This is a genomic window from Peterkaempfera griseoplana, assembly GCF_001418575.1.
GTDB lineage: Bacteria > Actinomycetota > Actinomycetes > Streptomycetales > Streptomycetaceae > Peterkaempfera > Peterkaempfera griseoplana.
In genome coordinates, this window is sequence record NZ_LIQR01000324.1 from 1 (window position 1) to 12,142 (window position 12,142).

Annotated in this window: 9 protein-coding genes; 4 read left to right on the plus strand and 5 right to left on the minus strand. The window is 71.5% G+C overall.

The features are described from left to right. On the minus strand, positions 1-1,214 hold a 1,214-nt coding region (locus AOK09_RS23825; RefSeq protein ID WP_055589291.1), incomplete at its 3' end, for an L-aspartate oxidase. A 534-nt stretch (positions 1,215-1,748) separates the two neighbouring features. Between AOK09_RS23825 and AOK09_RS23830 the strand changes: the two genes are divergently transcribed. Next, the gene (locus tag AOK09_RS23830) at positions 1,749-2,039 is read left to right on the plus strand and encodes a winged helix-turn-helix transcriptional regulator (protein ID WP_079063368.1); all 291 of its coding nucleotides are present in this window, start codon (positions 1,749-1,751) and stop codon (positions 2,037-2,039) included. Positions 2,040-2,374: 335 nt separating this feature from the next. Beyond that, positions 2,375-3,412, plus strand: coding sequence for a hypothetical protein (locus AOK09_RS23835; protein ID WP_157876008.1), 1,038 nt, complete (start codon positions 2,375-2,377; stop codon positions 3,410-3,412). Positions 3,413-4,037: 625 nt separating this feature from the next. Here AOK09_RS23835 and AOK09_RS23840 read toward each other — a convergent pair. Further along, positions 4,038-4,646, minus strand: coding sequence for a TetR/AcrR family transcriptional regulator (locus AOK09_RS23840; RefSeq protein ID WP_055589288.1), 609 nt, complete (start codon positions 4,644-4,646; stop codon positions 4,038-4,040). Between the two features lie 249 nt (positions 4,647-4,895). Here AOK09_RS23840 and AOK09_RS23845 point away from each other — a divergent pair, with 249 nt between their 5' ends. After that, positions 4,896-6,278, plus strand: a complete 1,383-nt coding sequence (locus tag AOK09_RS23845; protein ID WP_055589289.1) for a dihydrolipoyl dehydrogenase family protein — start codon at positions 4,896-4,898, stop codon at positions 6,276-6,278. 391 nt (positions 6,279-6,669) lie between these two features. Here the strand turns inward: AOK09_RS23845 and AOK09_RS23850 are convergent, their stop codons facing one another. Next, a complete protein-coding gene (locus tag AOK09_RS23850; RefSeq protein ID WP_175609336.1) occupies positions 6,670-7,032 on the minus strand; it encodes a nuclear transport factor 2 family protein in 363 nt (120 codons plus the stop codon). Between the two features lie 38 nt (positions 7,033-7,070). Further along, entirely contained in the window at positions 7,071-7,853 is a 783-nt protein-coding gene (locus tag AOK09_RS23855) for an SDR family oxidoreductase (RefSeq protein ID WP_055589290.1), read from the minus strand. Between the two features lie 102 nt (positions 7,854-7,955). Between AOK09_RS23855 and AOK09_RS23860 the strand changes: the two genes are divergently transcribed. Further along, a complete protein-coding gene (locus tag AOK09_RS23860; RefSeq protein WP_175609337.1) occupies positions 7,956-8,480 on the plus strand; it encodes a winged helix-turn-helix transcriptional regulator in 525 nt (174 codons plus the stop codon). A gap of 210 nt (positions 8,481-8,690) precedes the next feature. Here the strand turns inward: AOK09_RS23860 and AOK09_RS23865 are convergent. Continuing rightward, positions 8,691-12,142 (minus strand): Kelch repeat-containing protein (locus AOK09_RS23865; protein WP_079063370.1); only part of this gene is annotated, 3,452 nt, incomplete at its 5' end.

A 12,142-nucleotide genomic window follows, 5' to 3' on the forward strand; every position in this document is an offset into this window, starting at 1 on the left:
AGGGAGTTGGAGGCCAGCCGGTTGGCGCCGTGGACCCCGGAGCACGCGACCTCGCCGCAGGCGTAGAGGCCGGGGACCGTGGTGCGCCCGCGCAGATCCGTGCGTACGCCGCCCGAAGCGTGGTGGGCGGCCGGGAAGACGGGGATCGGCTCCGTGACCGGGTCGATACCGTGACTGCGGCAGACGGCGAGGATCGCGGGGAATCGGGTCTCCCACATCGCTGCGCCGAAGTGACGGGCGTCCAGGTACATGTGGTCGGTGCCGTCGAGCTGCATCTGCCGGGTGATGGCCTTGGCGACGATGTCGCGCGGGGCCAGTTCGGCCAACTCGTGCCGCCCCAGCATGAAGCGGGTGCCCCTCGCGTCGACGAGGTGGGCACCCTCGCCCCGTACCGCCTCGGAGATCAGGGGCTGCTGGCCCGCCGCGCCCGGTCCCAGGAAGAGGACCGTGGGGTGGAACTGGACGAACTCCAGGTCGGAGACCTCGGCTCCGGCACGCAGGGCCAGCGCTACGCCGTCTCCGGTGGCGACCGAGGGGTTGGTCGTCGCGGAGAAGACCTGGCCCATTCCGCCGGTCGCCAGGACGACGGCCGGGGCGCGGACCGCGCCGACCCCGTCGTGCTGGCCCTCGCCCATGACGTGCAGGGTGACGCCTGCCGTACGGCCTTGGGCGTCCGTCAGCAGGTCCAGGACCAGGGCGTCCTCGATCGTACGGACCGCTGCGGCACGGACCGCCTCGACCAGGGCGCGGGAGACTTCGGCGCCCGTGGCGTCGCCGCCCGCGTGGACGATGCGGCGGCGGTGGTGGCCGCCCTCGCGGGTGAGCTGGAGGTCGCCCGTGGACGAGGTGTCGAAGTGGGCGCCGGTGGCGATGAGGCGGCGTACCGCGTCCGGGCCCTCGGTGACCAGGGCGCGGACGGCGCTCTCGTCGCAGAGTCCGGCCCCCGCGACCAGCGTGTCGTCCAGGTGCTGCTGAGGGGTGTCGCCTTCGCCGAGCGCGGCCGCGATGCCGCCCTGGGCCCAGCGGGTGGAGCCGTCGTCCAGGCGCGCCTTGGTGACGACGACGGTGCGCAGGCCGGCTGCCGTACAGCGCAGGGCAGCGGTGAGGCCTGCCACGCCGGAGCCGACGACCACGACGTCCGCGTCGATCGACCAGCCGGGGGCCGGTGCGTGCAGGCATATGCGGGTCGCGGTTCCTGTTGCGGACGCGGTCATGCGGGCCCCCGGAGGTGAGCGGGATGTTGTCGGCGGGACGGGGTGGTGCCGACCCTGGCGGTCACCGGCGGGGATCGCCTCGCCGATGGGGTCGTCCGGGGCGTCGGTGACGTCGGGGGGACCGGCCGGGGCCAGGTGGTCGTGGGTGAGCCCGGCCTCGGCGAGGGTCCGGCGGGCGGCGGCGCGTACGTCCGCGGGGACCGGGATCTCCGCGGCGCCGGTGAGCGCGTGGGTGCCGGCCGCGGCGCAGGTCTCGCCCATTGCGGAGAGGGCGGTCGCTCCCGCACGTCGGGCCGGGACCGCCTCCGCCCGTGCACGTCCCCGGGCATCATGCGCGCGCTCGGCGCGCCGGCCTGGTCGGCGTACGGCGGTTCCAGCACGGCTGCGCGCGACATCGGTGCCCCCGTCGAGGTTGTTTCTGAATCAGAAACACGAGGGGGATGCTAGTGTTTCGGATAACGAAACACAAGGAGGGGCATGCCGACACCGCGCCCAGGAACACCGGTTCGTGGATCGACCACCGGCCGTCCGATCATGGCCGCGATGGATCTCTTCGGCCGTCGATGGGCGCTGCGGATCGTCTGGGAGCTGCGTGCGAGTCCGCTCGGTGCGCGTGCGCTGCTGGCACGGTGCCCCGGTCTGTCGTCCAGTGTCCTCTACCAGCGGCTTCGCGAACTCACGTCAAGCGGGATCATCGCCCCCTCAGCCGATGGCTACGAGCTCACCCGGCTGGGGACAGCGCTCGGCCCCGCCCTCCAGCCGCTCGCCGAATGGGCGGTCACCTGGGCCCAGGAACAGGACGATCAGAAACCTGGGGAGGCATGAAGACGGCGGGCCCTTCGATCGTTCCCCGGCGCGTAGGTGAAGTCCGGTCAGCCCCGCGTGCCTCGGGTCGACGGTGTGAGCGCGCGACCCCGGACACCGGGCTCACGCGGACTGGGGGAAGACTTCGGTCGCCGGTTCGGCGCCGCGCAGCGGGGTGAAGCCGAGTTGGGTGCGGCGAGACCTGCGCCGGCTTCTCCGAACCGGCCTCGTCAGCACCGGAACCCGCTTCGAGCGAGGCCGACTCGTCGAGCGCCCCGAGATCGCAGCGGCCTGATCACCGATGCACCGGAAATCCCCTGGCCGCCCCAAACCTGACCAGGTGATACTCCCTGGGCATGAGGCGCGATGGTGAACACCGTCCGGAGACGCCGGTCAACCCGGCATTGCAGCGAGTCCTGGGACAGCCGGGCGGACAGGATCTGCTGGAGGTGCTGACTGATGGCCTGTCCGGCAGCGATCTGACCACACTGCTGCTCGAGGTGTTCCGGCGGCGAGCCGACCGGCTCTCGCCGGCCGAGGTCATGCGGCGCTACCGCGCTGATCGATTCGTGGTACCGGCACCTGTCAGCTTTACCGCACTGCGCCGCACCGAGGACACCTTGATCTCTGCTCTGCCCGACGGCTTCGAGATGCTGGTGCTTGCCCCGGTCCTGCCTCTGGCAGCACATTCGGCGGTCGCCACCGTCGATCCGCGCAAGGTGATCGCGACCATCCGCGGGAGTGAGGTAGCCGCCGACCCGACGAACGCACTGGCCCTGGAGGCATCCGCGCGACGTTCCCTGGCCCTGGCCTCCGAACCTCGTTCACGTGCGCCGGTGCGACTGGCGGCCAGTCAGCGGGTCACCCGGGCACAGCAGTTCCAGGGCCCAGGCATGCTTGCCCATTTCCAGATCTTCGGCCTGGTGACCGCCGGCCGGGACACCGGCAATCACTCCTTCGAACACCAGCAGCTGAATGAACACCTGCAGTTCGCCGTGCGGGCGCTGACTGCCGCAGGGGCACAGCACACGCAGATCCGGCTCACCTGCCTGGAGGAGGCGAGCCGCCCGATCGTCGAGCGGATGCGTGCCGGCCTTGCTTCACTTCCCGCGACTTCCGTGATGGAGGACCCGGACCGAACCACAGGGCGCGCCTACTACACCGGCGTTTGCTTCAAGATCTACACCGGCGTCGAAGGCGAGCTGGTGGAGGTCGGCGACGGCGGCTTCGTCGACTGGAGCCGGCGTCTCACCGGCAACCGCAAGGAACGCCTGCTGATCAGTGGATTCGGTCTGGAGCGGCTCGCCGAGACGGTGACTCCGAGACCCAGGCTCGATCAGTCCCCGGCCCACCAGAAGGCAACGCAATCCACAGATTCTGACAATTGCTCCTAGGTTCGACCATTCGCCCCGGGAGCATGGACATGGAGCAAGTCTGATTCTGCCGGCCCGCGCTGCCCGAGAGGGCAATTCGACCCTGTGGCTCCCGCACGTGCATGGATGTGTACGGAATCCTTCGGCGCGCCTCGGTGGTTCCGAGATCGGCGCCGCCTCGGCCACGTCCTCGGCCTCCAGAGGCGGCACACCTGGACCTGTCCGTGTGCGACAGCATGGACGACCTGCGGCGGTTCGGCCGGCAGGTTGCGGGCGCCTGTCTCCAGGGCGCTGTCGAGTCCGGTCTGCCGCTCGTGATGCTGCGCCAGGTGATCCGACCACGACCGGACGAGGAACGTCTCGATGAGGCGGTCGGGGGAGGCGGTGTTTGCGTAGCCCTGTCCGACCCGGTCCGCCCGGTCTCCGCCGCGGGCGCCCGACGGCGCCTTCGCGTCGGGGCCTCCACGTCGGGGCCTCCACGTCGGGGCGCCTGGGTACGGTCGTGGTCCTCGACCGGCCAGGTGCGCCGCTCGACGACCCGGCCCACGCCGGGGCATGTCTGACGTGATGCCGAGGCAGGCCGCGGTGGCGGCGCCGGCCGCGCCCGGGACGGCGTATCGGACACACCGTCATGCCGGCGGGTGTCTCAGGCGGTACGGGAACAGCCTGCCTGATCAGGTTGCGGCAGTGCCCGCCGCAGGACCTCGAGCGCCATCTGCCTGGCCCGCAGGACCGGCTCCGCCGAGCGGGCGCTCTTGCATCCGGCGAGCCCCCCGTCGTAGAGCAGCTCGAGCTGTGCGGCGGTCCCCTCGGGGTCGGCTGCTCCCGCGGTGGTGAGCTCGTCGCGCCACACATCCGCGAGCCATGTCCGGTGCCGGCCGACGGCTGCCCGCACCGGGTGCCGGGTCTCGGGGAACTCGGTGAGGGCGTTGAGGAAGAGGCAGCCGCGGAAACCGCGACGCTTGACGTCCCTGGCCGACAGATCGAAGGGCACCAGGATGCGGTCGACGGTGTCGGCCAGCCGGGCCGTGGCCCGGGCGTGGCCGGCACGGATGGTCTCGTGCTGACTGTCCAAATACGCTGCGACCAGGGCGTCCTTAGACCCGAAGTTCTGGTACAGGCTCGCCCGGGCGACATCGGCCTCGGCCAGGATCCGCTCGATCCCGACCGCACGGATCCCTTCCCTGGCGAAGAGGGAGGATGCGGCGTCGAGGAGGCGCTGCGCCGGTGTCGTGCTGTTCCTGGAGGTGCCCACGACCCCCAGGCTAGCCGATCGCAGACCGACCGGTCCGTCCGTGTGGACAGCCCTGGCACCCGGACAGACCGGTCGGTCTTTGAATAGACCGACCGATCTATCCGTTAGTCTCGGCTGTGGGGCCGTCGGAAGCATCAGGCGGCAGCGGTCCCGGCGGCGGCCAAGGCGCCGCTCCTGCAGGCCTTCCCGAGAGTCACGGCGGTCCGGCAGGTGCCATCTTTCGAGCAACGCCCTGATGGGAGCATCGGCATGAGCGATCCGGTTGAGGAGTACGACCTGCTGGTCGTCGGCGGAGGCAAGGCGGGCAAGACGCTCGCCATGGACTGGGCGAAGGCCGGCAGGCGCGTCGCCATGGTCGAGCGGCGGATGATCGGCGGCACGTGCATCAACGTCGCCTGCATTCCGACGAAGGCGCTGGTGACCAGTGCTCGTGCGGTGAGAATCCTGGAGCGCGCCCAGCAACTCGGGCTTGTCGCCGGTGAGCCGAAGGTGGAGGTCGAGCTGCTGCGGGCACACAAGACGGGCGTGGTCGACGGCATGGTCGCCGGCAACTACAGGCAGTTCCTCGACTCCGGCATGGATCTCGTGCTGGGCGAGGCCCGGTTCGTCGCCGAACGCACCGTGGAGGTGACGCTCAACGCCGGTGGCTCCCGGAGGATCCGCGGCGCCGAGGTGGTCATCAACACCGGCACCCGGCCCCGCGTCCCCGGCATCCCCGGCCTCTTCGGAGCAGGGGTCCTGACCAGCGACACACTGCTGGAGCTGGAGCGGCTCCCGGAGCGGCTCACGGTCGTCGGGGGCGGGGTGGTCGGGCTGGAGTTCGCGCACATGTTCGCCGCCTTCGGCAGCCGCGTCACCCTGATCGAGTCCGGCGACCGGCTCCTGCCGCGCGAGGACGAGGACATCGCGAAGGCCGTCACTGACCTGCTGGCCGCCGACGGTGTTGAGGTCGTCACCGGTTCCGCGGTCGCGTCACTGGAACGCGCAGCCAACGGCGAGGTCACCACGACGCTCGCCGACGGTACCCGTCTGACCGGCGACGACGTCCTGGTCGCCGTGGGCAGGACGCCCGTCACGGCGGAGCTCGACCTGGAATCGGCGGGCGTTGCGACCGACCCGGCCGGCTTCGTGGTCGTGGACGACCACCTCTCCACTTCCGCCCCGCACACCTGGGCCGCGGGCGACGTCGCAGGCAGCCGTCAGTTCACCCATGTCTCGCTGGACGACTACCGGATCCTCAAGGCCAACCTCGCCGGGGGCAGCCGCTCCACCCGCGACCGCCTCATCCCCTACACGGTCTTCCTCACACCGGAACTGGCCCGGGTGGGGCTCACCGAGGCGCAGGCACGCGCCGCCGGACACCGGGTCCGCGTGGCGAAGCTGCCCGTCGCCGCCATTCCCCGGGCCCGCACCGTGCGCGAGACGGCAGGACTCTTCAAGGCCGTCGTCGACGCGGAGACCGACCGCATCCTCGGCGTCTCGCTGCTGGGTCCCGAGGCGGGCGAGGTGGTCACCATCGTGCAGACCGCCATGCTCGCCGATCTGCCCTACACGGCCCTCCGGGACATGATCATCACCCATCCCACCATGGGTGAGGCGCTCAACCTCCTCTTCGCCGCGTTCCAGGACTGACCGCAGGGTCGGCGGTCCGCCTGACCTGGTCGAGGTCAGCGCGGACCGCCGACCCTTCGACGGCTTGCGCCCCGGTGGCGATGTGTCCGGTCCTCATGGGGCGTACCGCTGCCGGTGTGGGCCGTTCCTGTCGTACTCGCCGCCGCGGTTCTGCGGCAGTTGCTCCGGCCTGGCGCAGGCATCGCCGCTGGATCTCAGCCGTGACACGCCGCTGAGCGGCAGGCGGCAGACGAGCGTCGAGGCGTGCTTCCCGCACCTGTTCTGGAGCCGCAAGCGGACAGGCCGCACCACCGTGGAGGGTCGGTCCGCACTGCAGCCGGAGGCCGTGTTCCGGTCGGCGCGCGGGCATGGGCGTGCGCCTGGTGAGCGACCGGGGCCGGGGCGCAGGGGATCAGGGGGCGATGACCAGCCGGCTGATCAGTCGACCGCTGAGCGTGAAGTCGTAGCGCAGGTCGACCGTGCCACCGGGGAAGTCGCCGTCGAGCCGCTGGGTCACGGTCCAGCGGTCCGGTCCGTGCTGCGCCGCCCCCAGCCAGGTGGTGGTGTACGAGTACTCCGAGGCGGCCCGGTCGAGCCAGCGCTCGATGGCGGGCAGGCCGTCGTAGGTCTTCCCGTCGTCGGTGACCTGGGCGTCCGTGGTCATGAGTGCCGCCGACGCCGAGGCGTCTCCCGCGTTGTGCGCGGTGAGGTACCGGCGGATCACGTCGGGCAGGCCGTCGTGTTCCACGGGGGTGGAGGGGGAAGGGTCGGGCATGGCTGCCTCGCTTTCCATGGGTCCGGTGCGTTACGGGTTCACAGGGTGGGGACGGTGCCGCCGTCGATGACGTGCTCGGCGCCGACGATGGCCGACGCGCGGTCGGAGACGAGGAACGCCACCAGCTCGGCGACCTCCTCGGGCCGGTTGGGCCGGCCGAGGGGAATGCCGCCGAGGGAGTCCATCAGTGACGCCAGGGCGGAGTCGCGGTCGCCGGTGCGCTCGGCGATGCGGTCGATGAGCGCGTCCGCGGCCTCGGTCTGGATGAAGCCCGGCGAAACCGTGTTGACGCGTACGCCGTGCGGCGCGACCTGGTTGGCCAGGCCCTTGCTGTAGGCGGTGAGCGCAGCCTTGGCCGCCGCGTAGCCCAGCGTGCCGTCCCACAGGGGCATGCGGCGCTGAATGGAGGAGACATGGACGACTGCCCCCCGGCCCTGCGCAAGCATGCCGGGGATCAGCGCGCGGTCCAGGCGGACCGCGGCGAGCAGGTTCTGGTTGAGTTCCTGCTGCCAGACCTCCTCCGTCAGCACCTGGAAGCCGCCGGCGGGCGCGGCCGATCCGCCCAGCGTGTGGACCAGGATGTCCACGCCGCCCAGCCGCCGCTGCGTTTCGTCCGCGACCAGCTCGGCGCCCGCCGGCGTGGTCAGGTCGGCGCTGACGAAGTCCTCCTCGGCCAGCTCGGCGGGCCGGGTGCGGGCGGTGACCAGCACGGTCGCCCCCGCGGCACGGAGGCGTGCGGCGATCGCCGCTCCCGTGCCTTTGCTGCCGCCGGTTACCAGGGCGCGGCGGCCTTCGAGGGACGCGTCGGCGACAGAGGGCATGGTGAGTGTCCGTTCCGGGGCACACCTCTGGCGCGCCCCTGCTTACTGCTAAAATAGAAGCTAGTGACTTTCACTTTAGCAGTAACCAGGGAGGGTGCCGCCATGGCGAGTCGGATCAGGCTGGAGGACCGCGAGTGTCCGCTGTCGACCACGGTGCAGCATGTCGGCGAGTGGTGGACGCTGCTGATCCTCCACGACGCCTTCGACGGGTACACGCGGTTCGACCAGTTCCAGCAGAGCCTCGCCATCTCCACGAGCATGCTCACCGCCCGACTGAAGACCCTGGTGGCGGACGGCCTGCTGGAGCGGAGGCCCTACCAGACGAACCCGGTGCGCCACGAGTACGTGCTCACCGAGCGCGGACGCTCCCTCCGCCCCGTGATCGTCGCCCTGGCGGCCTGGGGCAACCAGCATCTGGCGCCCGGGGAACGGTCGATGGTCCTGGTCGACGCCGCGACCGGCGAGGAGGCCGAGCCGGTCGTCGTCGACGCACGGACCGGCCGGAGACTCGACGACAGCGAGGCGTTCGTCTTCGCCGCGGGTCCGGCCGCCGGGCCGGGCATGCGCGCACGGTACACCGAACTCGGCCGCGATCGGCGTGACCCGACCGCGGGGACGCCCGCCTGAGCCCTGGCACCGGGGGGTGCGGCGGCTTCTCCCCAGCCTGCCGGAGCGACCGGGCCTGGTACGCGGTCGTCCTCTGGACCCATGTCCACGGGGTGTCCACCCGGTCGGTCGATCAGGTGGGGTTCTCGGCACCCGCAGTGCACCTGCCCGGCCCGCCGAAGGGGGCCGGGCAGGCGCACTGCCGGGTCAGGCCGCGTGGGGCGGCGCGGCTCAGTGGTCAGCGGCGGCTCCCGTGGGGGTGGTGTGCTTCGACGGTGTGACGTGCAGCGTCACCGAGGCGGCAGACAGCGGGTAAGGGGTGTCGGAACCGAAGTCGATCCGGGCGTGGTAGTCCCCGGCCCCGGTGATCTGCGGCACGCCCGCGTCCAGGGTCACGGTGACGGTCGCGGTCGCGTGGGGCCGCAGGGTCAGCTGCGTGGTGCTCTCCTTCAGCCAGGGGACGTCGGCCGTTGTGTCCACGCCGTACCCGGGGAGGTTCTCCACGGTCGACGTGGCGGAGAAGCCCTGGGTGGAGCCGCCGAGCTTGTAGAAGCCGAGCGCGCCCGCGCCCCGGTAGGTGGCCGTGGGGGAGTTCGGCAGCGTGTGCCAGGTGCCCGTCCTCGGGTCGAAGGCGAAGCCCTGGTTGGTGATCGCGCCGGTGGTGCCGCCGCCGGACACGATCAGCTCGCCGTTGGCGGCGGCGTAGGCCGAGCACCACAGGCCGGTCGGCATGTCGGCGAGGCGGGACCAGGCGTTGGACGCCGGGTCGTAGACATAGGTGTGCTGGATGCCGCCGCTGTCCGTGGCGCCGCCCGCGCAGTAGAGCCTGCCGCTCAGACCCGCGCAGGAGGTCCAGGAGACCGGCTCCGGGTAGTCGGCGATCGCCCCCCATGTGTCGGAGACCGGGTCGTAGACGCCGGCGTCGGTGACGCCGCAGGCCATGTCGCAGCCGCCGATCACATAGAGCTTGCCGTCCAGTACGGCGCTGCCGGCCGCCGCGTGCGGCCGCGGCTCCGGTGCTCCGGTCGTCCAGGTGCCGGCTGCGGCGTCGTAGATCTCCAGCTTCGGGTCGGGGTTGCCGTCGGGTCCCCAACCGCCGGCGATGTACAGCTTGCCGCCGATGAAGCCGTGCCCGGGGGCCTCGCGGGTGTCGGTGGCGTCGGCGAGCTGCGTCCAGCTGTCGGAGCCCGGGTCGAGGACGAAGAGGCTCTTGCTCATGCCGTCGCCGTTGATGACGAACCCCTTCTCGCCGAAGCCGGCGTAGACCCTGCCCTGGTAGCTGTCCGCGATGTTGTCCATCACCCGCGCGGGCAGGTCGGGCGCGCTCTGCCAGGCGTCGGCAGGCGCGGGGGGTGCCACGGAGACCGACGGGGCGGAACCCGCCGACGGGGCCTGCTTCCCGGCCCCGTTGAACCCGAGCGGGAAGTCGCCGGTGATCCGCTGGAGCGGGGCACCCTGCACCGAGGCGGTGTCCAGGGCGGTGACCTGCTCACCCAGTTTCAGGGTGGCAGGCGCGCTGCCGGTGTTCTCGACCGTGATGGTCCGGGTGGCACGGGTGCCCTGACGGGCCGTCGCCTCCACCGAGGCCGGGGTGACCCGGAGCAGGCCGGCCTTGAGCCGGTAGTCGGCCGAGACGGTGCGGTCCGCCCGTACGGTCAGCTTGTCGGACAGGTCGGAGTAGTTGCTCTTGGCCAGGGTGAACCGGTGCTTGCCGGCCTTCGGGACGAACATCGAGAAGTAGCCGTCCCCGAGGTCCGGGTCGTCCGGGGTGCCGACGGTGTCGGTGTGCACTGAGGGGTCGCTGCCGTCGGTGATCCGCGCACCGACCGCGCCCAGTCCGGTGTTGGCGTCCTCCACGGTGCCGACGACCATGCCGCCGGGGGTGAGCGGGAAGTCGCGCTGGCCGACGAAGACGTCGTCGACTCCCCAGTACCAGCCCCAGGTGCTGGTGAAGTGGAAGCGCACCCTGACCGCGCTGCTGCCCGCGAAGCCGGTGAGGGGCAGCTCGATCCTGGCGGGGCCGACCTGTTCCAGGGAGTTGTCCGGCGTCCAGATGGGCGACCAGGTGGCGCCGCCGTCGCCGGAGGCCTCGACGGTGAGGCTCTGGTACACCGGGTGCAGCAGCCACATGGTGTCGAAGGAGAGCTCCGGTGAGGTACTGCCTGTCAGGTCGTACGCCGGACTGGTGAGCTCGGTGTCCTGGGGCTGGTCCGGGTTCACCGCGTTGACGACGGCGAACCCCCCGTCGCCGCCCGTCTGGTTGCCCTCGTCCTCCGGGTCGTCGAACGCCCAGCCGCCGCTGAGTCCGGGGGCGTTGGTGACGGTCCAGCCCTTCGGCGCCGAGGTGGTCGAGTCGAACGTCTCGGTGGTGCCGGTGAGCCGGACGCTGTAGCCGGGGGCGGTGGCCGTCCAGGGGTTGGCCGTCAGGGCGAAGTCGTCCTTCCGCGGCGAGGTGGCGACGTGGATGTCCCTGGAGGCCGCGTCGTAGCCGGGCGACACCGCGGAGACGTGCAGGGTGAAGTCGCTCCTGCGCGGCAGCGTCAGCCGGTACTCACCGGTGGCCGGGTCGGACCACACGGAGTTGGGATTGCCGTCGACGGTGATCTCCGCGTACAGCGGCCATCCGTGACCGGAGCCGTCGGTGACGGTGCCCGAGACGGTCTCACTGGGGACCTGCACCAGGGTGAGGTTCTCGGTGAGGTCGGCGCCGTCGGTCACGGTCACATTCCTGGTGGTACCGGTCGCGTAGCCGAACGCGGTGGCGGTGACCGAGTAGGTACCGGCCGGGACGTCGAGCCGGTAGCCGCCCTGGGCGTCGGTGTGCGCGGAGTCGGTTCCGGCCGTGACGGTCGCGTTCGCGATCGGCTTGCCGGACCTGCTGTCGGTCAGGGTGCCGGACAGTCCGCCGTGCGGACCGGTGCGGAACGCCTGCACGCCGTCGGGTGTGCCGAGGCCGGTGGGGCCGTCGTAGCCGGCGGCGGCTGTGCACAGATAGGCGGGACTGCAGCCGCCGTTGCTGCCCTTGGTGACGTCGTTGAGGCCGGCCTTCGCCGCATAGGGGTAGGAGTTGGGGTACGTACCCGGGGCGGGCGTGGCCGCGTCCGCGTAGACGCCGGCGATGATCGGCGACGAGGCGCTGGTGCCGCCGTAGACCGCCCAGCCGGTGGTGTCTCCGTACGTCTGGTAGACCGCGACGCCGGAGGCCGGGTCCGCGACCGCGGAGACGTCGGAGACGGAGCGGTTGGCGCAGCCGGTGTCCTTCTGGAAGGCCGGCTTGGGCTCGTACTCGGAGCAGCCGGAGCCCGCCTTCCCCCAGGCCGTCTCGGACCAGCCGCGCGCGCTGTCCGTGTCGCGGGCCAGTGTGGTGCCGCCGACGGAGGTGACGTACGGGGACGCCGCAGGGTAGGTGACTCCGTAGCCGTAGTCGCCGGACGAGGCGACGACCGCGACGCCGGGGTGGTTGTAGTAGGCGTCGAGCGCCGTCACGTCGGACGGGTCCTCGCCGTCCTGGTAGCGGTAGTCGGAACCGTAGGAGTTCGAGACGTACTTGGCACCCAGGGCTACGGCCTCGTTCACCGCCTGGCCGAGGGAGTCGCTGTCGGACGTGTCGGCCTCGACCAGGAGGATGTGTGCGTTGGGGGCTGTCGCGGACACCATGTCGAGGTCGAGGGAGATCTCCCCGG